Genomic DNA, 22525 nt, shown 5'->3' with positions numbered 1-22525 from the left:
GGGGACGGGCCTCCTTCGGATAGCGGCTAGCGGGTTTTGCCCGTCAAGTAGTAGATGGCGATCTGCGTCCGGTGCTCCAGGGACGTTTTGTTCAGGATCGAGGTGATGTAGTTGGCCGTCGTCCCTTCGGAGATGAACAGCTCCTTCGAAATTTCCTTGTTGGCGTAGCCCTTCGCGATCAAGCGCATCACCTCGATCTCGCGCTCCGTGAACGGGGAGAGGTCGATCGGCGTTTCTCCGGAAGCGGGCTGCGCCGCGGATGCGGCTGCCGGGGCGCCGATCGCGGGCTTGAGTTTGTCGAGAATGATGTCCTGCAGCACGTTGTTGCCGTGATAGACGCTCTTGATCGCGTCGCGAATCCGTTCCGGGTCGTTGTTCTTCAGCAGATACCCCTTCGCGCCGCAGCGGATCGCCTCGACGATGTATTCGTCGTCGTCGAAGGTCGTCAGGATGAGCGGCTTCGTGCCGGTCTGCTCCGTAATGAGGCGCGTCGCCTCGACGCCGTTCATGTTCGGCATCCGCACGTCGAGCAGCGCCACGTCCACCTCGTTTTCGCGGCAGTACGCTACCGCCTGACGTCCGTCCTCGACGGCGCCGAGCACCTCGAACTCCTCGAACGTGTTCAATATGATGCGCATGCCTTCGCGGATGAACGAGTTGTCGTCCGCGATCAGCACTTTGATTTTCATGCCGTCATCGCCCCTTTGCTGCTCTTAGTGTACCTTATGCGGCAAATGCTGGAAAGCGGAGGAGCGCGGTGCCGCGCGCGGACGAAAAAGCCGCTCCCGGATCGGATCCGAGAGCGGCGCTTTATTGCCGGGCGTATGCCTGCCCGTCAGGCGAATTCCTTCAGGAACGCCGTCAGGCCTTCGTCGACGCCGCGTTCGGGGAAGTATTCCAACCCGATCAAACCGGCATAGCCGGCGTCGCGAATGGCGTTCAGCACGTTGCGGTAATGGATCTCCCCCGTGCCGATCTCGTGGCGGCCCGGGTGGTCGGCGATGTGGAAGTAGCCGATCCGCCCGATGTTCGCCCGGATCGTCGGGATCAGATTGCCTTCGGAAATCTGCTGATGGTAGACGTCGAAGAGCACCTTCACGTTCGGGCTGCCGACCTTGTCGATGATCGCGAACGCCTCGTCGGAACGGACAAGGTAGTAGCCGCGGTGGTCGACCAGCTCGTTCAGCGGCTCGACGACGAGCGTGACGCCCGCTTCCTCCAGCAGAGGCGCGGCGGCCTTCAGCCCGTCGACGATGCTGTCGTGCTGTTCCGCGCGGGCGACGCCTTCGCGGGCGTCGCCGACCGTCGCGATCAGGTACGCGCAGTCCAGCCGCTTGGCCGCCGCTAGGCTTTCGGCCAAGCCGTCGATGAACCGGCCGCGCTGCGCGGGATCGACGAGGTTGCCGTGCTTCGTGCAGAACGAGCCGACGCGCAGGCCGAGCCGGTCCTTCTGGGCGGCGAGCGCCTCCAGGTCCTTGCCGCCCCAGCCCCAAAACTCAAATGCGGTAAAGCCCAATTCCCGCGTCCGTTCCACGCGCTCGGGAAACGTCAAATTCGTCTTGCTGAATATCGCATCCAAGGATGGCGAGAAAATCATTGCGACAGCCCCTCTCCCGTTAACGAAACGCCGAGCTTGATGCTTGCTTCCGGTTGTTGATCGACGTAAGTCTCGTACGCTTCCGCCGCCTGCCCGAACGGCACGACGGGGTTGATGATTGCCTCGCAGTCGATCTTGCCCGCGGCGAGCAGGTTCCAGCTGGCTTCGCGGATGCGCTTGAAATCCCAGCGCGGGTGATCCGGATTCGGCTCGCTGCAGGCCCGCGAGAACACCAGCTTGGCGTTGTTGAAATGCGCTTCGCGCCCCCAGTCCATGCCGCCGCCCTTGAACGGCCGCGCCCAGCCGACGAACGCGATCGCGCCGCCGTACGCCAGCCCGCGCAGCGCGTGCTGCAGCGCGAATTCATTGGCGCTCGTCTCGATGACGGCGTCGACGCCGAGCTTCTCCGTGTCCTGCTTGAGCAGCAGGCCGACGTCGTCGACGGTCGGATCGTAGCAGACGTCCGCCCCGGCGCGCATGGCGACCTCGCGGCGCTTCGCGATCGGATCGACGACCGCGACGTAGGACGCGCCCGCGAGCTTCGCCATTTGCGCCGCCAGCTGGCCGATCGCGCCGAGCCCGAACACCGCCACGCGGTCGCCGACGCGGATATGCGCGTCGCGGATGCCGCCGAGGGCGAAGTGGGCGGGATCGTAGCAGACCGCGCTCTTCCACGACATGCCGTCCGGCACGCGCAGCAAGTGATCCGGATGGGCGACGACCGTTTCCCGGATGCCCGAATAGCCGCATACGCGGTCGCCGACCGCGAATTGCTTCACGTCCGGAGCGACCTCCGTCACGACGCCGACGTATTGGTTGCCGAGGTTCCACTCGCCGAATTTCTCCTGCGGCTCGGCCGCTTCGCGCGGCAGGAACGCGCGCCAGCCGTCGTCGTAGTAATCCGTCACGAACGGGCTGACGCCGCGGAAGGCCGCCAGCTCGGAGCCGTGCTTCGGCGAAGCGTAGTCGACGCGGACCCGCACGTGGCCGGGCCGGAGCCCGGCCGTCTCCTCGTAAGGGAGCAGCGCCGCTTTGCGGGGCGCCACCGCGATCAATTGATGGGGCATGGATAACACCTGCGCTTTCTGCGTGATAGTCGGAACCGTTACCCCCATTGTAAGCGCGGCGCAGGTGTAAGCGCTATGAATTGCTGTGCGTTTTTCTTGCACGGATGTGGTTTGTTTGCTAGTCTCGGGTGAGGAGGGGATGTGCGTGAAAGTCGAAAGCTTCCATATGCCGTCGATCGTTTCCGACCTTGATCTCTACTATTGCGGGGTGGAGGTAGTCGAACGATTCTTTACCTGCGGGCCGCATATCCGCGACCGGTACTTGATTCATTACATCATCGGCGGCAGCGGGTTCTTCGACTGCCACGGCCGGCGTTACCGGGTCGGGGGCGGCGAGATCTTCGCGATTTTCCCGGGCGAGCTCACCTATTACGAGACGGACCCGGACGACCCGTGGACCTTTTGCTGGTTCGCGTTCGGCGGCAGGCGGAGCAAGGAAATGCTGCAGCGGGCGGGCATTTCCCATGACGTGCCGGTCCGTCGGGTTCACGGCGGCGACGCGATCCGCGGCTACGTCGAGCTCTTGAACGAGACGCTGCACGCGTACCCCAGCCGGGATCTCCCCGCGGCGCGGATTCACGGCGCGCTGTACGATATTTTCGCGGTGCTGGAGCTGTCTTATCTCGCTTCGCGTCCGGCGATGCCGGCGAAGGCCGATGCCGCGGACTATGTCGGCAAGGCGCTGCAGTTCATCGAAACCCACTACCAAAGCCCGATCTCGATCAAAAACATCGCCGATTACGTCGGCCTCGAACGGACCTACTTCACGAAGCAGTTCACCAAGGCGACGGGCGAATCGCCGCAGCAATACTTGATCAAGTACCGGATCGATCAAGCGCAGCGTCTGCTCTCGACGACCGCGATGACCGTCGGCCAGGTCGGCAAAAGCGTCGGCATTCCGGAGCTTGCGTACTTCTCGCGGCTGTTCAAAAAAGTCGTCGGCGTCGCGCCGAAGCAGCACGGCCTGCGGCTGCAGGCCGAGCGCCGCGGAGCGGGGCGGTAGCTGTTTCGCGGCGGGCGGAATCGGGCTAATGATGCGTAAGACTAGCCGCGAAGGAGGCCGAACCCATGCCATGGACGCATGACGAATACCCGGATTCGCTCAAAAACTTTCTCTCCCCCGTCCGCAACAAGGCGATCGACATCGCCAACGCGCTGCTCGAGGACGGCTACGAGGAAGGCCGCGCGATCTCGATCGCGACCGCGCAGGCGAAGGAATGGGCCGAGCACCGGCACAAGCGAATCCGCAAAAAGGGACACTAGCCGTTTGAATCCGCGAGAATCGAAGACCGCCCGCGCGTCATGATGGAGAGGCGCGGGCGGTCTTTTTTTTGCGTGGGCGAGTAGTGCATGCTGCGCCGGGTCATTGCTGAACGCTTGCCCGCCCGATCATGAGGGTGATGCGGCAATCCGCGTCCCGCCTTGCCATCGCACATTTTGCTCATGAGGGTGATTCAGTCACCTTCATCCCACCTCAAACACCTGTATCTCGCTCATGTAGGTGATCCAGTCACCTTCATCTCGCCTCACCCACCCGTATTTCACTCATGTAGGCGACCTAGTCACCTTCATCTCGCCTCACCCACCCGTATTTCACTCATGTAGGTGACCTAGTCACCTTCATCTCGCCTCAAACACCTGCATTTCGCTCATGTAGGTGATCTAGTCACCTTCATCGCGCCTCAAACACCTGCATTTCGCTCATGTAGGTGATCCAGTCACCTTCATCGCGCCTCAACAACGCCTATCTCGCCCATGAAGGCGATGCAAGTGCCTTCATCGCGCCTCAACCACCCGTATTTCGCTCATGTAGGCGACCTAGTCACCTTCATTTCGCCTTAACCACGCCTATCTCGCCCATGAAGGCGATGCAAGTGCCTTCATCGCGCCTCAACCACCCGTATTTCGCTCATGTAGGTGATCCAGTCACCTTCATCTCGCCTCAACCACGCCTATCTCGCCCATCCCGCTTCGACCGCAGTTTGACGTTGTTTTCCGCGCCCCCTGCACTTCCTCCGCCGATCGCGCCGCTCGCGCCCGAAGTTCTATCTTCGTCTTCTTCCAAAATAAGGGTATACTAGTCTCATAAGGTTCCGGAAGGAGGAATTCGATGAAACGGATGCCCTATCAACGGCCAACGGAGCATTACGACGAGCGGATCAAGGCCATCGACGAGGCGCTCTGCGTGCTGCTCAAGAAACGAAAGAACGTCTCGGACAACCGCCCCGGCTACCCGCCCTTCGCGTATATCGAGGCGTGGGCTGCGGACAACGGCTTGTATGAGGATCAGTTGAAGTATGTGTTCGGCTTGCTGATGGACGAGAGACTGTATCGCCCGATCGTCGAGCCGGCCGGCTTTCGCAAAAACCTCCTCGTCGCCAGGCAAACGGAGTTCGGCGAAGCCGTCTACGCCGTCCCGTTCGTTCGGCAGTACGAAAACGCGAGCGTCGTGCATTTTACGATCGATCGCAGCGAGGAAGAAGACGCGGCCTTCGACCGATCGCGGCGCTACCGGTACTACGAGCTGACCGTCGGCGATGGCTATGAATGCGGTTCACCGGCCGGCAGCAGCCATGGCGGCCACCACGCCCACGATTATATCGTCTCCCCGCCGCTGCCCGACGATCTGGCGGGACTCGCGTTCACGTTCCGGGAATACGAACGGCGCGGAGAGCAAATGCCGACCGGCCGCGAAATCGTTATTCGCATGTAGCGACTGCCAAATCGCAAAGCAAAACAAAGACCGCGCCCCGCCGCCCCGCATCCGGAGGGGTCTTTTTCGAGCCAAGACGCAAACAGGCGGCGCATTTCCACGGCTTTCTCTCAACCTTGAGATGCGCAAGAAAATAGAAAAGCCCCGATGAATGAATCGCCGGGATTTCTCTTTTTATTTTTCTCTCTCTCTCTCTCTCTCCGCAACTGAAATACCCGACTGCTATCTTACTCCTCCTCCGCGACGGCAAACGCGAACGGCCGCAGTTCCAGCTCGAAGCTGCCGTCGAGGACGTCCGGCGGCGGTGCGTCCGCGAGCCGAGGGTACGGACCGGCGGTCTCGCCCGCGCCGGCGCAAGGCAAGCCGCGGTCGTCGAGCAGCCGCAGACGGCCGGGACGGAAGGACGGCGCGCGCACGCGGAGCCGCAGCGGCGCGTCCGTGTAATTCGCGAGCAGCAGCGTGCGCCGGCCGTCGGCGTCCCGGACGGCCAGCGCCTCGTACGACAGCCGGTCGCGCACGAGGCACGCTTCGGTTATCTCCCCCTGCAGCGCCCCCGCGCAGGCCAGCACGTGGTACAGCGGGTATTCGCCCGCCCCGCCTTCCGGCAGCAAGCCGAGCGTTCCCGCCGTCTCGTAGTAGCACGCGCGGTCGGCCGAGGCTTCCGCGAGGCTCTTCAGGCTGCCGAGCGTCCAGCCCGCGCCGAAGAGCGAGCGCTGCCGCGCGTCCTCGCGGTTCGCGCGGTTCTCGGCGGCGGCGGCCGCCTCGGGGCTCGACGCGTTCGGATTCAGCCGCGGCTTGAGCGTGATCGGACCGACGGCGAGCGGCACGCCCGGCGCGATCGCGCGGGCGCTGCGCACGGCCGCGCCCTGGGCCGACGCCGCCTCGGCCATCGAAGCCGCGTCGAACGCGTGCACCTGCGGGTTCAGCGCGAACGTCGCCGCTTCCATCGCCGCGAGCGGCAGCGCGGCGCGGTTGAACTCGGCGAAGTACGCCCGCGTCCCGCCGCCGACGCGGAACGTCACCCCCGCGGCGCTCCGCAGGGCAGCGAGCAGCGCCAGCAGCGCTTCGTCGGCGACGTACGCGGAGACGCGGTACGGGTAGACGGCGTCGACCCGCAGCCTCCCCGAAGCGATGGCCCCGACGAGCCGCTCCGCCGCCCGCTCGCCATCGTCCGCGCCGTCCGGCAGCAGCGCCTCCAGCTCCAGCCCGCAGTCCAGCTGCCGGGCATTGCGCGCGGCGGCGTCGAGCTCCGCCTGCCAATCCGGCTCGCCGAGCCGGACCGTCGCGTGCAGGAACGCGGGCCGCAGCAGGCGCAGCTTCTCCGCCTCGAGCGGCTCCAGCTCCCGCCCGGGCGCGCTGCCCAGGCCGATGCGCGGAAGCCGGCCGGCAGGCCGGTCCAGCAGTTCTACATGCGGCGCGTCGGCCGCCGCTTGCGTCCTCCCGGACGGCGCGCGGTCGCCGATCAGGCGCAGCGTCACCGTCTGCCGGATGCGGTCGCCCGCGTGCACGGCCGCCGGATACGGCAGCGCCAGCGGCGTGCAGTACGTTTTATACGAATCGTCAGTCCAATTGCGCTGATCCTCCATCTCGAACAGGTCGCCGTCGAACCGCAGCTCCGCCGTGAGCCCCCGGCGGACCTCGTGCCGGATCGCCCGCAGCTCCCGGAACGACTGATGCGGCGAGATCCGCTCCGGGAAGGCGCCGACGACCGTGCCCTCCGGCGTCTCCGTCTCGACGGGCGTGCCGGCCAGCGCGGCGGGATGCAGCACGCAGAAGCCGATCCGGTTCTTCAGGAACGCGGCATGCGCCGCGCCGTCGAACGAAAACGCGATCGTCCCTTCCGCGCTGCCGTCGATGACGCCCTCCCACGTGAAATCGATGTCGCCCCGCCGGTGCTCGGCCGTGAACCGGACGCGGAACGAATCCGCGTCCTGCGCGATCTCGACGTTCCGGAACGCCGGCCGGACCGTCCCCCAGTCGCGGTCTCGCACCGCGGCGTACAAGCCCCGGACGATCTCGACATCCCCGAACCGGATATACCGCAGGCCGCCCTCCTCGAAAACGGCCGTCAGCGGACCTGCCCGCAGCGCGTGCCGCTCGGGCAGCGGATCCGGGGACCCGTACCGGAGCAGGCGGAGTTGTTGCGCGTCTGTCATGCTTTCGCCTCCTTTGCTCGCTTGTTCATCGAATGGCATCATGGCCCCCCTTGGGCAAAGGCGGGGACGCTTCCCGATTACCGGATGTATTCGCCGCGGCTGCAAGCGCTCCCTTGCGGCGGGCGGTAAAAACTCCGCGATGCCGCTCTCCGTCCGATAAGCATCTCCGTTCGTTCGTCCGTTTGTCCGTTCAACCGTTCAACCGTTCGTCCGTTTGTCCGTTCGTCCTTTTGTTCTTTCGTTCTTTCGTTCTTTCGTTCTTTCGTTTTTTCGTTCTTTCATTCGTTCTTTCATTCTTTCGTTCGCCCCTTCGCCCGCCCGCGGCCGCGCGCTCCCGGCTTCCCCTGTGCTACAATGTCGGTACAAGCTCACAAGCGCTTATGACGATCAAACGGACCGGAGGTGGACGCATGCGCAAGCTGCTCTTTTTCGTCGGCCCGGCCGGCGCCGGGAAAACGACGCTGGCCGAAGCGTGGGTACGCCGGCACGGCGGCGCGTTCCTCGACATGGACACGCTGCTCCGGCCGGCGGCGGAGGCGATCATGACGCTTGCCGGCAAGGACCCGGAGGACCGGGACTCGCCGTTCTATAAGGAACATTGCCGCGATCTGGGCTACCGGATCACGATGGACGCCACGCTGCAGCAGCTGGCCCTCGGCCTCGATGCCGTCGTGATCGGCCCGTTCACGAAGGAGACGGAGGACCCGGCCTGGCTGGACCGCGAACTCGCCCGCATCGGCGCGTCCGCCGGCGACGCGAACGTCAAGGTCGTCTCCGTCTTCCTGCCGGGAGACGACGATTACCGGACGCGCATCGAAGCGCGGGGATCCGCGCTCGACGCATGGAAGCTGGGCCATTGGGACGAGTTCCGGCGCGCGCTGCGGCGCAGGACGATCGCCTGGCCGCTTCCGCCGGGCTCCGTCCTCGACTTCGACAATTCGGGGCCGTTCACGGACGCGAAGCTGGCCGGCCTCGAGCGCTTCGTGCTCGGCGGCGGCTGACGACGCGGCGCCAATAAGACGAGAAGGACCGGAGCTGGCCCATGCCTGCTCCGGTCCTTTTCGGTCCTCGCTCCGGTACGCGCCCCGGGCCGGCTTACGCCAAGATCAGCCCGGCGCCCTCGAGCGGCCGTTTGTCCTCGCCGTCCTTCGGGGCGGCGGCCGGCGGCTCCGAACAAATCCCCGCGGGCACGAGCGTCCAGTCCCGGTAAACGAAGCCGGACGTCATGGCCGCCCCGGGCACGGCGCGCTCGTGGAGACGCTGACACTTTAAACAAAAATACATGCTCGCTCCTCTCCCTCGTAAAATCGTCGTCTCGCCCGTCGCGGACTTCCCGCGCGCAGTCTACAAAATCGCGGCATGGAACCGTTACGAACAAGCGAGCGACCCCCTCGTGCAACCCGACTATCGCGAACGAAGCGCCGCTACTCCCAGGCGATGGCCGCCGCGCCCTTCAAGCGCGCCAGTCCTTCCGTGAAGAAATAATCGCCGTAGATGAGCGGCACGTCGACGTTTTTGCGCTCGGGATAAATGCTGGTACCGCCGCGGATCAACCCTTCCTCCCCGTCGTCGTCCCAGGCGCCGTAGTTGCGGTACAGCGACTCCAGCATCCGGACGCCCGCCGCCCGGTAAGGCGCGCCGTGCGCCGGCGCGCAATCCGCCAGAAGCAGCAGGCCGCAGGCGGCGCAAGCGCCAGCGGACGTGTCGCGGAAGCGCTCGGCGCCTTCCGGCAGGCGAAAATCCCAGTGCGGCACGCCGTCTTCCGGCAGATGGGCGACGAAGAAATGCGCCACGCGCTTCGCGCCGTCCAAATACGCGGTCCGGCCGGTATGGCGATAGGCGAGCGCCAAGCCGTAGAGCGCCCAAGCCGTGCCGCGCGACCAGGCGGATTCCGGCGCGAAGCCCTGACCGCCGATCCGCTCGAGCCGCTCGCCCGTCCCGGGATCGAACCGGACGATATGGTACACGGAGCCGTCCGGGCGCACGAATTCCCGCAGCACCGTGTCCAGATGCGCCTCGGCCACGTGCCGGAAGCGGGGATCGCCCGTCTCGGCCGAAGCCCAGAATAGCAGCGGCATGTTCATCGCGCAGTCGATGATCGCGAGGCCCGCGTTGTCGTCGCCCGCCCGCCACGTGTTCCAGGCGCGGATATAATTCCCCTTCAGGTTGAATCGCCCGGCCAGCTGGCCGGCGGCGAGCAGCGCGCGGTTCTTCGAGTCCTCCGCGCCGTACCGCTTATACCGCGCGACGCTCGTCAGCGTCCACATGAAGCCCGCGTCGTGATCGAGCTGGTCGTAGGCGGCCAGCACGGCGTCGAGCCCTTCCTCGCAAGCCTCGGCCAGCTGCCGGAAGGATGCCTCCCCGCTTCCGTCGTGCAGCAGCCAGAGCAGCCCCGGCCAGAAGCCGGCCGTCCACCAGTCCGGCGCCTCCAGCGCGTAACGGCCGTTTACGCTCGCGTGCGGGTACCCGCTGCCGATCCGCCCGCTCGTCCGTTTCACCTTGTCCACCGTCCGCGCCCATGCTTCCTCGACCCACTCGGTCTCCCGGTTCATCGCCATGCGCCTCCTCCCGAATTCGCCGGTTCGCTTGCCGGCGTCCCATGTGCGTCGTCCCATTGCAGCCGCAGCGGCTGCCCCTGCCGGGTCACGTAATCGATGCGGAGCGCCTCGCCGTCGCCGAAGACGGGCGGACGCTGCTTCCGGCCGGCGATCAGCGCCTCCAGGCCGTCGATGCCCATGCAGTCCGCGTCCTCCGCCGACATGGCCTCCACCACGACGCCGTGCCGCCGGCCGGCGCAGACCACCGTCATCCGGTCGGATTCCTCCCGCAGCGCGAACGGCTGCATGAGATAGACCGTCAAATACACGTCGTTCACGAGCGCATGCAGGGCGTTGCCCGCGGCGATCCATTCGCCCTTCGGCAGGACGCCGACGATCCGCCCGTCCTCCGTCTCCGGAATGTCGTACAGCGCCATGACGACGTTCTTGTGGAACAGCACTTGCTCATGGCCGCTGCGGTGACGGGGGTCGCCTTCCGCGTAACCCCGCCCGGGATGGAAGAAATACGCCTTGTTGACGCTGCCGGACGCCAGCAGCGGCAGCGTGACGTCCCAGCGGTGCTGCTCGTTGTCGAACTCCTCGCGCCGCTCTAGCACGCCGCCCGCGGCGAACCGTGCCGTTATATACGTGTACGCGTGCAGCGCCGTCTCTTCGCCGCCGTCTTCGCTCGCGATCCGCTTCCGCACCTCGGCCGGCTTCCGGCGGTCGAGCGCCGTGCGGCGCGCCTCCTCGGGCGCCTCGTAGAACAGCAGACCGGCATATTCCAGGCGGGGCAGGTCGTCCGGCAGCGGAAAATCGCCGAACTGCGCGTAGTCGAACAGCACGTTGCCGTCCTTCGGCAGGTCGTGCGCCAGCGCGCGGGAATGCGGGGCGGCCCAGGCGCCCTTCAGGTAATAGAGCGCCCGCTCGTTCCAGAGCCAATCGAGCAGCCCGCGCAGGTCGGCCCGCTCTTCCTCGTCCTCGCGCCCGCCGCCGTCCCCGGCCAGCGCCAGCGCGCATGTGAACGCTTGCACCCAATGCCAGAACCAAGGCAGCGCCCCGTATTCGGCCATCCCCCGTTCGCGGACATGCGCCAGCGTCCGCTTCAGGCTGCGCCGTCCGTCCGCGAGCAGCGCCGCATCCGCGAACCGGCGGCCGAAGATCAGCTTGAGCGCCGTGTACTTGGCTTCGTGATGGTTGAATGCCCGCAGCGGCTTGTCGTAGAAGCGGCTCCGGTACGCGTGCGCCAGCGCTTCGCGGAACGCCGCGCGCAGCGCCTCCGGCAGCGCGGCGTCGTACCGGGCGGCGAAATAAGCCATCAAGCCGGCCATCAATTCCGCCGGCAGCGGGTTCGGCCGCGCCTCCCGCGGCGACGGGTCGAGGCCGAGCGGCCAATGGCCGTACGGCTCGGCGGCCGGGTCGGCGTTCTGCAGCGCCAGCACCTCGCCGAGCACGCGGACCGCCGCCGCCTTCGCTTCGGCGCGGTCGAACGGCAGGTCCGTCTCCGGGTCGGCCGCCGCCGCGAAGAGATGCGAGGCGTAATAGAAGTTGTCGCGGATATCGCCGTGAAACCATAGGCCGCTCGGCCGTACAGGCAGTCCGAAAGCCCGGACGGCAGCGCCGCGCGCGATTTCGCGCAGGCGCGCCTCGCGGTCCGGCAGCATGTTCGTCGTCATGTCCCATTCCTCCTCCGCAAGAATCGATATCGAACCGTTGGCCTCGCGGCGTCTCTTCAGCGCGCAAGCCGCGCGTTGGCGAGCGCCTTATTCAAACCGGAATTCCAGCCTGACCCGGTGCGCCGTCTTCGGCCGCCGGCTCGCGAACTCGACGGCGTGCCAGACGGTGTCCCGGCCGTCGTGGCCGCGCATGACATGCCGCATGGCGCTCGCCTCCAGCTCGCCGTCGTCGTAGGCGATGACCAGCCGGCGGCCCGCCCTGCCCTGCAGCGTCACGCGGGCGTCGTCGCGCAGGACCGGCTCGAGCCGGGTCACCACGCGTTCCGCGAACGTCCCCGGCGCGTCGCCGAACCGGCACTCGTCCTCCAGCACGAGCAGCGGCAGCTCGGTCTTGCGCCATTCCAGCCGCCGGCGCAGCGATTCCAGCCCCGGCGCGCGGTAGGCGTCCGCCAGTTCGAGCCGGAGCTCGTCCGCCTCCTCGCCGATCGACGCGGCGACGTCCCGCGCGGCGCTCCGCGCGCCTTCCGTCTGCCCGCGCCCGTCCGCGACCGGAACGGAGTGGCCCTGCGACCCGTTGCAGGCGTATCCGTAGCGCCCCGCGCCGAAATATTCGGCCGTGTACTCGCCGCTGCCAAGATCGCAGACGAACGTCTCGCCGTCCGCGGTCAGCATGAACTGCCCGATATCGTTATGGTTGTGCGGTTCGTCGTTGCGGCCGGCCTTGGCGGCGAAGCCGAAGCGCCCGCGGCCGGTCGTCTTCCGGCCGACGAGCCACTGCGCGTCCGGCAAATAATAATCGCCATCCGCCCAATCGGCGCCCCGCAGCGCGGGATCGAACCAGAGCACGTTGCGCAGCGCGTGCGCCCAGCGGCTGCAATGGTCGTCCGCGTACGGCGCCCGCAGCGCGTCCGGCGGGACCGCGATGCCGGGATAGAGGCCGGCCAAGTAATGCGACAGGCCGATCTGGACGTAGGCGTGCCCGGCGGAGTCCGAGAAATTCACCGTCGTCCCGCTGTCCAGATACGCCTTCTGCTGAAACTCGGCGATCCGCCGGACTTTGTCGCCGCGGAAGAGATCGATGCCGCCCTTCGTCCGCTGCTTCAGCAAATCCGCGAAGTACGCATAGTAGCCGAAGCCGTAATTCCAGTACCCGATCCCTTCCAGGCAAGCGCCGTCGGCGCCGAAGCCGGCCAAGTAATGCTCCATCGTGCCGAGCGCCTTGCCGACGATCGCCGTCAGCGACTCCGAATGCGGCAGCAGCAGCAGCGCCGCGGACGCGACGGAACCGGCGCAGACCGCCGCCCAGTTATGCTCCGCCGTTTCCCAGAAGTAGGGCCCCTGCCGCAGGTACGGCTTGAACAGCCGGCCGACGACTTCCTCCTCGATGCGGCTCCGCAGCAGCGGCGGGAGCGCCCCGTCCGTCAGCACCGAGATTTCGGCGAGCGCGAAGCCCGTCTCCGCCGCGAAGAGATCGATGCGCGCATCCCGTTCCCGGCGGCTCCATTCGGGGGATTCGACGGCGAAGGCCAGCCCGCCGTCCGTCTCCGCGGCGCCGCGCAGATGCGCCGGCAGGCACCACGTATATTCGTTGCAAATCGACCAGACGATGTCCTGCAGCGCCCCGCGGCAGGCTTCGTTCCCGGGCTCCAGCAGCGTCAGGAGCGCCATCGTGTTCAGCCTTCGCCGTTTCGCGAAGTAGACCTGTTCGTAGGCGAGCCGGTGGCCCGTCCGCTCGAACGTCGCGAACTGCGCGTAGGTCGGCTCGAGAATCGGTTCGCCGAGCAGCCTCCGCCCCTCTTCGCGGATTTCCGCGGCGGCTTCGCGGTAATCGTCGGTTTCGTTCACCTGCCGCCAAAATTCGTCCTGCCCGCCTTCCGGAAACAACAGCCCGGCCCCTCCCGGCGCGCCGGCGGCCAACGCGGCCGATATGCGCTCGCGCTCCATCGCGTCGCCCCTCCTCTTCCCTTGGCTCGTACCTCTTCATTGTATAAAAAACCGCATGGCGGATTTGGTCGAATCTTGAGCCGTCCGCATAAATATTTGACGGCGGCGGGGATAGGGCCGTAGGCCCGGCCCTTCCCGCGCGCGAACGAGCTTCCCGATCCGTCCGGCGGCCTCGGCGCCGCGCCAAAAAAAGCGGCCCCGGATGCCTACGCATCCGAAGCCGCCGTTCCGTCGGTCATCGTTTCATTCCTTCCCGCCCGCCGCATCGGACACGCGGACCCATACCGTCATTTCGCCCGGCTCGCGATTGCCCCACAGGTAATACGGGACCGCCCGCAGCTTGACCGGGATCGGCCGGAGCCGCTCCGCCAGCGGGCGGTAAGCCGTCTCCGCCTGCCAGGAGTCCCGCTCGTCGGCCCGTCCCTCCGCGTCGATGACGACCGCCCCTCCGGGCAGTCCGGCTTCGAACGCGGCCGTCAGCTTCGCGTCCGCCGGAATCGACAGGGACGCGAGCGGCCGGCCGTTGTCGGCCTCCTCCAGGCAGTACACGAGCGGTCCGCGCTCGACGGCGGCCTTGCCCGCGTTCGCGCGGATGTCGGGATGCGCCGCCGTCAGCCGCGCCGACAGCTCCGGCGCCCACTCGACGACGTCGCCCAGCGCCCAAGCGCGGCGCACGACCGCGTAGCCGTCCTTCGTCTCGTACGGCGCCGGTCGGCCGTTGATCGCGAGCGCGGCTTGCCCCGCGCACCAGGCCGGGATGCGCAGCGCGAGCGCGAACGGCGCGGAAGGCGCCTCGGTCAGCTCGAAGCGGACGCGCCCTTCCCAGGGCAGCCAGGATTGCTGCGCGAGCCCGACCGGTCCGGCCGCCAGCGCGAACCGCGCCTCGCCGCCGATGAAGAGATGCGCGTAGATCGTGTCGGACGCCGGGTCGGCCGTATAGACGTAATCGTGCAGCGAGCTCAGCAGCCGCGCCACGTTCGGCGGGCAGCAGGAGCAGCCGAACCACTTTTGCCGGACCGCCTTGACGTGATGCCGGCCCGGATTGCGCGCGGACGCCTCCGGCCAGACCTCGAGCGGATTGACGTAGAAGTAATGCTTGCCGTCCTGCGACATGCTGGCGATCACGTTGTTGTAGAGCGCGCGCTCCATGACGTCGGCGTAGTCGGCCTTCGGCTCCAGCTTCAGCATCCGCTGCGCAAAGAAGATCAGCCCGATGGAGGCGCATGTCTCGGCGTAGACCGTATCGTTCGGCAGGTCGTAGTCGAACGTGAAGGCTTCGCCGTGATGCGTCGAACCGATGCCGCCCGTGATGTACATCTGCTTCCGCGTCATATTGGCCCACAAGCGCCGGCAAGCCTCGGCCAGTTCCCGGTCGCCCGCGATGCGGGCCAGGTCCGCCATGGCCGTGTACATGTACACGGCCCGCACGGAATGGCCGACCGCGGCCGTCTGCTCGCGCACGGGCACGTCCGCTTGGTTGTAGGCCATGTCCGCCGCGGTCGGCCGCAGCCGCCGCTCCGTCCAGATGCTCCGACCGTCGCGGCGGTTCGTCTCGTCGACCAGAAAATTCGGCTGCGCGCCGCGCTCGTCGATGAAGAATCGCGCCAGCTTCAAGTATCGCTCCTCGCCCGTCGCCCGGTGCAGCTTGACGAGCGCGAGCTCGATCTCCTGATGGCCGTCGTAGCCCCGGATTTGGCCCGGTCCCTCGCCGAACACGTTCCCGATATAATCGGCGAACCGGCACACGACGTCGAGCAGCTTCCGCTTCCCCGTCGCCTCGTAATAGGCGACCGCCGCCTCCATCATATGGCCCGCGCAATAGAGCTCGTGCGCCTCGTACAGGTTCGTCCACCGCTCGTCCGGCGCTTTCACCGTAAAATACGTGTTCAAGTACCCGTCCTCGTGCTGGGCCAGCGCGATCAAGCCGATGACCTCGTCCGCCGTGCGCTCCAATTCGGGATCGGGATGGGTTGCCAGCGAATAGCCGACGGCCTCCAGCCACTTGGCCACGTCGCTGTCCTGGAACACCATGCCGCCGTACTCGCCCGCTTCCAGCCCGGCCGCGATGCGGAAATTGCGGATCGCGTAGCTCGGCGCGGCATCCGGAATCCGGTCGTTCAGCGCCTCCCATTGGTACGGAATGACCGTTTCCCGGACCAAGTCCGTGTACCGGTCCCAAAAATCGTCCCGAATGCGTACGCCTTCGGGTTTGCCGCTCATTTGCATCGCCACGTACGTCCTCTCCTTTTGCCTGAAGAAATGATGGGATTTGAACATTGCCTACCGATAGTTTATCCTCGGATGAAAGGGTCTTCTACGGCTAAAACGACCCTCTTTTTTGCGATATTTCACCCTCGACGAACAAGGAGGCCATATCCATGTCCGACCGTAACGGCCTGATCGCGCTGTCGCTCCCGCCGCTGCCGTACTACGTCACGACCGGCTTGTCCGTCTTCGCCCCCGGCGACCAGCATCCGAACCGGCGCAATCTCGGCATCTTCGACCTGCTGTGGGTCGTGCGGGGCACGCTGCACATCGGCGAAGAGAACCGGCAATGGGACGTCGCGGCGGGGCAGACGCTTCTGCTGCTGCCGGACCGCTATCATTACGCGGTCAAGCCCTGCGAGACGGAGACGGCGTTCTACTGGATTCATTTCGATTTCGCCGGCGAATGGACGGCGGAGGCGGCCGCGGAAGCGGCCGAGCGTCCCGCGCCGCTGCGGCAAATGTGGACCAATCCGCGCACGCTCCTCCTGCCGCAATACGCCTCGCCGGCGGAGTTCGCCGAGGCGCGGGGGCTGCTCGCCAAGCTGCTGGCGGAAGCCGGCCGCGGACGGACCGCGGCGTACTGGCAGGAGCAGCGGCTGTTCCTGGAGCTGCTCGACCTGCTGGAGGACCGCGGGGCCGAGCGGGACGAGGACGCGCCCGCCGTCCGCCTCGCCAACAAGGCCGAGGCCTATCTCCGGCAGCATTACCAATCGGACGTCACGAACCGCTCGCTGGCGGAGGCGCTTCATTTTCACCCGAACTACGTCGTGCGCTGCATGAAGGAAACGTTCGGCTGCTCGCCGATGGCCTATCTGCACCGGTACCGGCTCGAACAGGCGAAGCTGCTGCTGCTCAAGACGGAATGGCCCGTCGCGCGAATCGCCGAGCGGACCGGCTTCTCCAGCGCCCCGTACTTCTCCGGCCGTTTTCGGCAGTTCGCCGGCTTGTCCCCGCTGCAGTTCCGTAAACGGTACTCGACGTGACGCGCGTCGTCGCGCGCGTTCGGGCGAAGGCGTTTATCCGGCGCCTTACTGGACGATAATGGAAATAATTCTACCTCCGCCGAGGCTCCGTACAAAGGTGGTCGCCATGTCGCTCGCGATTTGCATTTTTCTGGCTTGCTGCGCCATTATCGCGCTTTCGCTCATTCCCAAGAAACTGACCGAGCTCGAGTCGCTGTTCGTCTTCTTCAGCGGTACGGTATTCGAGCTCAGCGCGTTTACGATCGTGCACGTCAATCTCGATTGGGTCATCGTCCCTCATGGGAACGAACCGTCTTACGCCAATCTGGTCATGCGCCTGGTCGTGATTCCGGTCATTCTGGTGATCGCCTCGCATGTCCTGCTTTACGACCGGAAATGGCTGAAGTGGATCCTCGCGTCCGGCATCGTGCTGCTGTTCATTCCGTTCCAATATCTGCAGGAGAAGCTCGGCATCCTGGTGACGCCGCATTGGAACGTATATTATACGTTGATCGTCTTCGCCGGTTATATCGCGTTCGCGCGGGTGATGGCCCAGCTGATCCTGAACGCCCGGCCCGCCGAGGAGGGACAATCGTGATCATTTACGATACGCGGTTCAACGCCAACGAATGGTTCGTGCTGGGAGGCTTTCTCGTCGGCATCGGCCTCGTGTTGTTTCTGCCCAAACGGTTCTCCATGCAGCGAACGATTCTGTATTACATGTGCGGCGTGTACAGCGGATTCTTCTTCGATCACTCCCTTAGCGTCGAGCCCGTGAGCTATTACGACGTCAACGACACGTCCGATTACGAATTGATGGACTTTCTGTCGTACTTCGCGTACGGCGCGGTCGGCTACTTGTTCTTCTACGTCTTCGACAAGCTTCGCGTCAGAATGCCTTATGTACCGGTCTATATTCTCGCCTGGTCGCTGGCTTCCGTCGGACTGGAATGGATCTCGGTCCGAATCGGCGTGTTTCATTACAATTACGGGTATAAGCTTGCCTATTCGTTCCCGATTTACCTGATCGTGCAGACGGCTTGGACCATGCTGTTTTTGCGCTACGGCCGCGGCGGAGCGGGGCGCGGGGCTGCCGGTCCGGACAAGGCAAAAAACGCATAAGGCGGCTCGTTCGGCGAGGCGTCCCATGCGTTCGGTTCGGTTGCCGGCCGCGTTAAGCCAGCGCGTCGGCGAGTCTTCTCCAATATTCTCCGCTGCCGCCTCGCCCGTCGTAATAGCGCGGTCGGCAGTCTGCCCTCGCGTGATTTGAAGCGCTTTCATAACATCGTTCCTCAAAAGGTTCCGCTCTCCGTCCGCCCGCGCCGGCGGCTAATGCCTCGGCCAGCCTGCGCATCGCCGCGCCGTCCCCCGCATACCCGTTGTAATACGTCGGAAAATCAGCCTGATTCTCCTTCACCGGTCTTCACCTCCCCTTTCTTTCTACCTATGCGCAATTTGGCAAATCATTCCTCCCCCACCGTCGATTACCGTGCGGTTTGCCTCATTTTTTGCAAAGTTGCCAGCCGGGACGCGATGAAGCGGTACAGGAGGATCAGCCCCGATGCGGCGGCCGGATAGACGGGAACGGAATAGCGCAGCTTCCAGCCGGTGTACGTCAACGCCCCGTTGACGACGGACAACCATTCGAACGCCACGGCGACCCCGGTCCAAGCGGCGATATAGCCGGCAAGCCGCCAGCCGCGAAGACGCCATCTGTCGTACCCGTACAGGAACAGCAGCGAGGCGCACGGATACATGAACAGATGAAAGAGCGAGCCGGAGAGCTCGTAAGAAGGATTATCTCCGAAGTAATAGAGGCGGAACGGCGTGGCGATCAAGAAATAATCGGTCGACGCGACCAGCCCGGCGTTGCAGATCCAGATCAGGATGACGACGACGCGCGGAAAGTAAGCCCGAATCGGGATAAACGACGCCAGCGCGATCGCCGACGTCAGGATGAAGTACCATTCGTTCCAATCGAAACGGACGTTCATGCGCCTGGCTTCCTTTCGTAGAGGAATACCCGGAACGCGCGCATGCCGCCGAGCATCGCCAGTCCCGCGGCCAGCCAAAACGCCGCTGTCCACCACGCGCGCCAATGGACGTGAATCATAACCCCCAGCCGGTCCGAGAGCCACTCCAATCCCGAAAGCGCCGCGACGAAGGCGGCCGTGCGCCCTGCCTTGTCGAGCCAACCGCCGGGAAGCAGGAACCAATGCAGGTACGCGACCATGAGCACGGGGTACAGCACGAGCCGGTTCAAGGCGTGCGCCAGCTCCGCGCTCGGACGGTCGGGGATGACCAGCGTTTTGAAGTTCATGAAGCATAAGGCCGAGAAGTTTTGAAAGAGATACGAGCCGAATATCCAATACGCCAAGATCTCGAGCACGTGAAGCCGCCTCCCGCGCTTGACCGCGGCCAGCAGCGCCAGCGCGGCTGCGTTCGCCATCGCGTAAAACCCTACTATCATGCCCTGCGCTCCTTGTCGTGTCCGCTTGCGGCCGATCGGCCGTCGATTGCTAGTTTCTCCCATGCATCGCCGTTTCACTCGCGGCTGCCCGCACGGCCCGGGCAAACGCAAAAAAGGCCTTCCCCGGCACCGCCGAAGAAGGCTCTTATGTCCCGATTATGCACCGACGTGCCGCCGCCCCGCGACTTGTCGCCCTCTGCCGTACGGAATGCACATCGGCGTGCCGAAGATCGGATCCGGCGCCACCTGGCACTTCATGTCGAAGACGTCTTCGATGAACCGTTCGTTCACGATGTCCTCCGGCCGGCCCTTCGTATAGATCTGCCCGCCCTTGACCGCTACGATATGGTGCGCGTACCGGCAAGCGAGATTGATGTCGTGCAGCACCATCGCGATGGTGCGGTTCTCCTTCTCGTTCAGCTCGAACAGCAGGTCGAGAATTTCGATCTGATGCGTCAGGTCGAGGAACGTCGTCGGCTCGTCGAGCAGAATCGTCGCGGTATTCTGCGCCAGCGTCATCGCGATCCAGGCCCGCTGCCGCTGTCCGCCGGAGAGCGCGTCGACCGGCCGGTCCGCGAGCTCCGCGAGCTGCGTCGCTTCCAGCGCCCGCTTGACCGCCCGCTCGTCTTCCCGCGACCACTGCTGCAGGAAGCTCTGGTACGGATACCGCCCCTGCTTCACGAGCTGGTGCACCGTCAGCCCTTCCGGCGCGATCGGCCCCTGCGGCAATATCGCGAGCCGCTTGGCGATTTCCTTGCTCGACAGCCGGGCGATGTCGCTGCCCTCGAGCAGGATGGAGCCCTGCTGCGGCTTCAGCAGACGGGCGACCGAACGGAGAATCGTCGATTTGCCGCAGCCGTTGCTGCCGATGAACACGGTGATCTGGCCTTGCGGGATAAGCAGATCCAGGTTCGAGAACACCGGCTGCTTGCCGTACGATAACGTCAAATTGTTCGCTTGGATGACGGACATGTCAAACCCTCCCTAATTATGCGCGGCGATGGCGGTACAGCAGATAGATGAAGAACGGCGCTCCGATCGCGGCGGTGAACACGCCGGCGGGAATGTCGAGCGGGACGAACGCGGTGCGGGCCACCAGGTCGGACAGCAGCAGGATGAGCGAGCCGACGAGCGCGGAGGCCGGAATGACGCCGCCGTACGCGGGGCCGACCAGCCGGCGGGCGATATGCGGCGCCATGAGGCCGATGAAATTGATCGCGCCGCCGATGGCGACCGCCGAACCGGCCAGCGCCACGCTGACGAAGAGCAGAATCGTCCGCTTCCGGTTAATCGGGCTGCCGACGCTTGCCGCGACTTCGTCCCCGAGCTCCTGGACGTTCAAGTGGCGCGCGTAGAACAGCGCCACGGGCAGCAGCACGACGAGCCAAGGCAGCAGCGTGACCACGTCCCGGTCCCACGCTACGCCGTAGATGCTGCCGGTCATGAAGGTGAACGCCTTGACGGCCACGGCCGTCGGCGTGAAGGACGCCATCAGAATCAGCATGTAGGTGAACGCCGTCAGCGCCGTCGCCACGCCGATGCCGATCAGCACGAGCCGAAGCGGCGTAATGCCGCCCCGGTAGGCGAAGAGGTAGATCAATCCGGCGGCGGCGAACGCCCCCGTGATCGACCAGATCGGCATGAACCGGATGCTGATTTGCGAGAAATACAAGATGAATACGATCGTGCCGAGCGACGCCCCGCCCGAGATGCCGATGACGTCCGGCGACGTCAGCGGATTGCGGACGATGCCCTGCAGCAGCGCGCCCGATACGGCAAGCCCGGCGCCGACGAGGATGGCGATGACGACGCGCGGCATGCGCAGCGTCATGACGATCATCTCGCTCGAAGCGTCCCCGGCGCCGAAGATCGAGCGGACGACGTCGAGCGGGCCGATCCTCGTGCTGCCGAGCCCCGCGCAGACGATGACCGCGACGACGTTGGCGATGAGCAGGGCGACGATCGCGATAAGCGTTCTGCGTTCGATTTGGAACGAATGCTTGCGTCCCCGGACGGTGATCCAGCGGTTCATGTCAGGCGCGGCCTCCTTTGCGGGCGATGTAGACGAAGAACGGCACGCCGATGATCGCCGTCATGACCCCGACCGGCACTTCTTTCGGAAACGCGACGTAGCGCGAGCCGATGTCCGCCCCGAGCAGCAGCACGCCGCCGAGCACCGCGCAATACGGGACCGTCCAGCGATAGTCGATGCCGACCAGATAGCGCGACACGTGCGGAATGATGATGCCGACGAAGGCGATCGGACCCGCCACGGCGACGGAGCCGCCCGCCAGCAGCACGACGGCGAGGCCCGCGGCCAGCTTGACGAAGATCGTCTTCTGCCCGAGCCCCGTCGCGACGTCCTCGCCGAGCCCGAGCAGGTTCATATGCCGGGCCAGCACCCAGGCGCCGGCTAGCGCGACGCCCATGTATGGCGCGGCGGAGGCGAAGATGCCCATATCGCGGCCCGCCACGGAGCCGACGAACCAATACAGCACTTGATCGAACGTTTGGCCCCCCGTGAGCAGGACGCCGAGCGCGAGCGACGAGAAGAACGCCGTCATGGCCGCGCCGGCGAGCGTCACCTTGAGCGGCGTCAGGCCGTCGCTGCCGAACGAGCCGAGCAGGTAGACGAGCACCGCCGTGAACGCGGCCCCGGCAAACGCCAGCGTCGCGAACGCCGAGAGGCTCGAGACGTTGAAGAAGGCCGAGGAAGCGACGACGAAGAAGGCGGCCCCGGCATTGATGCCGAACAAGCTCGGCGATGCCAGCGGATTGCGCGTGATGCCCTGCATCAGCACGCCCGCGACGGCGAGGCTCGCCCCGGCGATCGCCGCGATGAACGCCCGCGGGACGCGCGCGGTGCGGATGATGATTTGCTGCTGCGAGCCGTCGTAATGATTGTACGCTTGCGCGACGTCGTGCCAGCTGAAGTCCGTGACGCCGAACAGGACGCTGCAGACGATGCCCGCCAAGAACAGCAGCAGAGCGGCCAGCAGTCCGGCGATTTTATGCGCGCGCGTAGAGAGTAGTACGTTCATGCGGTCCTCTTTCTCTTCTCCGGGAACGGGAATGGGTATGTAGGGCGATCGCGGCCTGCAGCCGAAACGAATTATTTTAACATTAAATTATTTT

The 22525-nt window shown here is 65.5% G+C and carries 20 protein-coding genes and 1 pseudogene; 7 read left to right on the top strand and 14 right to left on the bottom strand.

Annotation, left to right across the window (positions count from 1 at the left end):
• Positions 1-26: 26 nt before the first annotated feature.
• The 3 genes from I8J29_RS11460 to I8J29_RS11450 form a co-directional block, all read right to left on the bottom strand.
• The gene (locus I8J29_RS11460) at positions 27-689 is read right to left on the bottom strand and encodes a response regulator transcription factor (protein WP_208847742.1); all 663 of its coding nucleotides are present in this window, start codon (positions 687-689) and stop codon (positions 27-29) included.
• Positions 690-835: 146 nt separating this feature from the next.
• The gene (locus tag I8J29_RS11455) at positions 836-1597 is read right to left on the bottom strand and encodes a hydroxypyruvate isomerase family protein (protein WP_208847741.1); all 762 of its coding nucleotides are present in this window, start codon (positions 1595-1597) and stop codon (positions 836-838) included.
• Positions 1594-2664 carry a zinc-dependent alcohol dehydrogenase gene (locus I8J29_RS11450; RefSeq protein ID WP_208847740.1) on the bottom strand — a complete coding sequence of 357 codons (1071 nt, stop codon included), beginning with the start codon at positions 2662-2664 and terminating at the stop codon, positions 1594-1596. Before I8J29_RS11450 ends, I8J29_RS11455 begins: the two co-directional genes overlap by 4 nt.
• A gap of 145 nt (positions 2665-2809) precedes the next feature.
• Here I8J29_RS11450 and I8J29_RS11445 point away from each other — a divergent pair, with 145 nt between their 5' ends.
• The 3 genes and pseudogenes from I8J29_RS11445 to I8J29_RS11435 all read left to right on the top strand — a co-directional run bounded on the left by I8J29_RS11445 (position 2810) and on the right by I8J29_RS11435 (position 5377).
• Complete coding sequence (locus tag I8J29_RS11445; RefSeq protein ID WP_208847739.1) at positions 2810-3667, top strand: AraC family transcriptional regulator; 858 nt, start codon at positions 2810-2812, stop codon at positions 3665-3667.
• 65 nt (positions 3668-3732) lie between these two features.
• Positions 3733-3894: pseudogene (locus tag I8J29_RS11440) on the top strand (DUF2188 domain-containing protein); the annotation flags it as partial.
• A gap of 880 nt (positions 3895-4774) precedes the next feature.
• The gene (locus tag I8J29_RS11435; protein ID WP_208847737.1) at positions 4775-5377 is read left to right on the top strand and encodes a hypothetical protein; all 603 of its coding nucleotides are present in this window, start codon (positions 4775-4777) and stop codon (positions 5375-5377) included.
• Positions 5378-5604: 227 nt separating this feature from the next.
• On the opposite strand, the gene I8J29_RS11430 is transcribed toward I8J29_RS11435, so the two are convergent.
• Positions 5605-7533, bottom strand: a complete 1929-nt coding sequence (locus tag I8J29_RS11430) for a D-apionate lactonase family protein (protein ID WP_208847736.1) — start codon at positions 7531-7533, stop codon at positions 5605-5607.
• 410 nt (positions 7534-7943) lie between these two features.
• Here I8J29_RS11430 and I8J29_RS11425 point away from each other — a divergent pair, with 410 nt between their 5' ends.
• Positions 7944-8534, top strand: a complete 591-nt coding sequence (locus I8J29_RS11425) for a P-loop nucleotide/nucleoside kinase family protein (RefSeq protein WP_208847735.1) — start codon at positions 7944-7946, stop codon at positions 8532-8534.
• A gap of 94 nt (positions 8535-8628) precedes the next feature.
• Here the strand turns inward: I8J29_RS11425 and I8J29_RS11420 are convergent, their stop codons facing one another.
• From I8J29_RS11420 to I8J29_RS11400, 5 genes are all read right to left on the bottom strand, one after another.
• A complete protein-coding gene (locus tag I8J29_RS11420) occupies positions 8629-8817 on the bottom strand; it encodes a hypothetical protein (RefSeq protein WP_208847734.1) in 189 nt (62 codons plus the stop codon).
• A gap of 140 nt (positions 8818-8957) precedes the next feature.
• Positions 8958-10091, bottom strand: a complete 1134-nt coding sequence (locus I8J29_RS11415) for a glycosyl hydrolase (protein ID WP_420831115.1) — start codon at positions 10089-10091, stop codon at positions 8958-8960.
• The gene (locus I8J29_RS11410) at positions 10082-11746 is read right to left on the bottom strand and encodes a hypothetical protein (RefSeq protein ID WP_208847733.1); all 1665 of its coding nucleotides are present in this window, start codon (positions 11744-11746) and stop codon (positions 10082-10084) included. Before I8J29_RS11410 ends, I8J29_RS11415 begins: the two co-directional genes overlap by 10 nt.
• An 87-nt stretch (positions 11747-11833) precedes the next feature.
• Positions 11834-13690 carry a heparinase II/III domain-containing protein gene (locus tag I8J29_RS11405; protein ID WP_208847732.1) on the bottom strand — a complete coding sequence of 619 codons (1857 nt, stop codon included), beginning with the start codon at positions 13688-13690 and terminating at the stop codon, positions 11834-11836.
• A 243-nt stretch (positions 13691-13933) separates the two neighbouring features.
• A complete protein-coding gene (locus I8J29_RS11400) occupies positions 13934-15916 on the bottom strand; it encodes a glycoside hydrolase family 127 protein (protein ID WP_240546116.1) in 1983 nt (660 codons plus the stop codon).
• Between the two features lie 152 nt (positions 15917-16068).
• Here I8J29_RS11400 and I8J29_RS11395 point away from each other — a divergent pair, with 152 nt between their 5' ends.
• The 3 genes from I8J29_RS11395 (at position 16069) to I8J29_RS11385 (ending at position 18042) form a co-directional block, all read left to right on the top strand.
• On the top strand, positions 16069-16941 hold the full coding sequence (locus I8J29_RS11395) for a helix-turn-helix transcriptional regulator (protein WP_208847731.1): 873 nt from the start codon (positions 16069-16071) through the stop codon (positions 16939-16941).
• Between the two features lie 106 nt (positions 16942-17047).
• Positions 17048-17518, top strand: a complete 471-nt coding sequence (locus tag I8J29_RS11390) for a hypothetical protein (RefSeq protein ID WP_208847730.1) — start codon at positions 17048-17050, stop codon at positions 17516-17518.
• Positions 17515-18042 carry a hypothetical protein gene (locus I8J29_RS11385; protein WP_338113130.1) on the top strand — a complete coding sequence of 176 codons (528 nt, stop codon included), beginning with the start codon at positions 17515-17517 and terminating at the stop codon, positions 18040-18042. The genes I8J29_RS11390 and I8J29_RS11385 overlap by 4 nt, the downstream gene beginning before the upstream one ends.
• A gap of 362 nt (positions 18043-18404) precedes the next feature.
• On the opposite strand, the gene I8J29_RS11380 is transcribed toward I8J29_RS11385, so the two are convergent.
• The 5 genes from I8J29_RS11380 to I8J29_RS11360 all read right to left on the bottom strand — a co-directional run bounded on the left by I8J29_RS11380 (position 18405) and on the right by I8J29_RS11360 (position 22431).
• The gene (locus I8J29_RS11380; protein ID WP_208847729.1) at positions 18405-18914 is read right to left on the bottom strand and encodes a CBO0543 family protein; all 510 of its coding nucleotides are present in this window, start codon (positions 18912-18914) and stop codon (positions 18405-18407) included.
• On the bottom strand, positions 18911-19390 hold the full coding sequence (locus I8J29_RS11375) for a hypothetical protein (RefSeq protein WP_208847728.1): 480 nt from the start codon (positions 19388-19390) through the stop codon (positions 18911-18913). Before I8J29_RS11375 ends, I8J29_RS11380 begins: the two co-directional genes overlap by 4 nt.
• A gap of 156 nt (positions 19391-19546) precedes the next feature.
• The gene (locus I8J29_RS11370) at positions 19547-20362 is read right to left on the bottom strand and encodes an ABC transporter ATP-binding protein (RefSeq protein WP_208847727.1); all 816 of its coding nucleotides are present in this window, start codon (positions 20360-20362) and stop codon (positions 19547-19549) included.
• Between the two features lie 16 nt (positions 20363-20378).
• The gene (locus I8J29_RS11365) at positions 20379-21422 is read right to left on the bottom strand and encodes a FecCD family ABC transporter permease (RefSeq protein WP_208847726.1); all 1044 of its coding nucleotides are present in this window, start codon (positions 21420-21422) and stop codon (positions 20379-20381) included.
• Position 21423: 1 nt separating this feature from the next.
• Positions 21424-22431 (bottom strand): FecCD family ABC transporter permease, encoded by a 1008-nt coding sequence (locus I8J29_RS11360; RefSeq protein ID WP_208847725.1) that lies wholly within the window; start codon positions 22429-22431, stop codon positions 21424-21426.
• Between the last annotated feature and the right edge of the window lie 94 nt (positions 22432-22525).

It is taken from the genome of Paenibacillus artemisiicola (assembly GCF_017652985.1).
Lineage (GTDB): Bacteria > Bacillota > Bacilli > Paenibacillales > Paenibacillaceae > Paenibacillus_Z > Paenibacillus_Z artemisiicola.
This window is presented reverse-complemented; position numbering and strand designations above follow the sequence as displayed.

Bases quoted from the DNA above. Each gene is read 5' to 3' on its own strand.
- I8J29_RS11425 (WP_208847735.1), top strand. From the start codon at position 7,944: ATGCGCAAGCTGCTCTTTTTCGTCGGCCCGGCCGGCGCCGGGAAAACG.
- I8J29_RS11450 (WP_208847740.1), bottom strand. From the start codon at position 2,664: ATGCCCCATCAATTGATCGCGGTGGCGCCCCGCAAAGCGGCGCTGCTC.
- I8J29_RS11435 (WP_208847737.1), top strand. From the start codon at position 4,775: ATGAAACGGATGCCCTATCAACGGCCAACGGAGCATTACGACGAGCGG.
- I8J29_RS11390 (WP_208847730.1), top strand. From the start codon at position 17,048: ATGTCGCTCGCGATTTGCATTTTTCTGGCTTGCTGCGCCATTATCGCG.
- I8J29_RS11365 (WP_208847726.1), bottom strand. From the start codon at position 21,422: ATGAACCGCTGGATCACCGTCCGGGGACGCAAGCATTCGTTCCAAATC.
- I8J29_RS11400 (WP_240546116.1), bottom strand. From the start codon at position 15,916: ATGCAAATGAGCGGCAAACCCGAAGGCGTACGCATTCGGGACGATTTT.
- I8J29_RS11380 (WP_208847729.1), bottom strand. From the start codon at position 18,914: ATGAACGTCCGTTTCGATTGGAACGAATGGTACTTCATCCTGACGTCG.
- I8J29_RS11375 (WP_208847728.1), bottom strand. From the start codon at position 19,390: ATGATAGTAGGGTTTTACGCGATGGCGAACGCAGCCGCGCTGGCGCTG.
- I8J29_RS11415 (WP_420831115.1), bottom strand. From the start codon at position 10,091: ATGGCGATGAACCGGGAGACCGAGTGGGTCGAGGAAGCATGGGCGCGG.
- I8J29_RS11370 (WP_208847727.1), bottom strand. From the start codon at position 20,362: ATGTCCGTCATCCAAGCGAACAATTTGACGTTATCGTACGGCAAGCAG.
- I8J29_RS11455 (WP_208847741.1), bottom strand. From the start codon at position 1,597: ATGATTTTCTCGCCATCCTTGGATGCGATATTCAGCAAGACGAATTTG.
- I8J29_RS11420 (WP_208847734.1), bottom strand. From the start codon at position 8,817: ATGTATTTTTGTTTAAAGTGTCAGCGTCTCCACGAGCGCGCCGTGCCC.
- I8J29_RS11405 (WP_208847732.1), bottom strand. From the start codon at position 13,690: ATGGAGCGCGAGCGCATATCGGCCGCGTTGGCCGCCGGCGCGCCGGGA.
- I8J29_RS11430 (WP_208847736.1), bottom strand. From the start codon at position 7,533: ATGACAGACGCGCAACAACTCCGCCTGCTCCGGTACGGGTCCCCGGAT.
- I8J29_RS11395 (WP_208847731.1), top strand. From the start codon at position 16,069: ATGTCCGACCGTAACGGCCTGATCGCGCTGTCGCTCCCGCCGCTGCCG.
- I8J29_RS11460 (WP_208847742.1), bottom strand. From the start codon at position 689: ATGAAAATCAAAGTGCTGATCGCGGACGACAACTCGTTCATCCGCGAA.
- I8J29_RS11410 (WP_208847733.1), bottom strand. From the start codon at position 11,746: ATGACGACGAACATGCTGCCGGACCGCGAGGCGCGCCTGCGCGAAATC.
- I8J29_RS11360 (WP_208847725.1), bottom strand. From the start codon at position 22,431: ATGAACGTACTACTCTCTACGCGCGCGCATAAAATCGCCGGACTGCTG.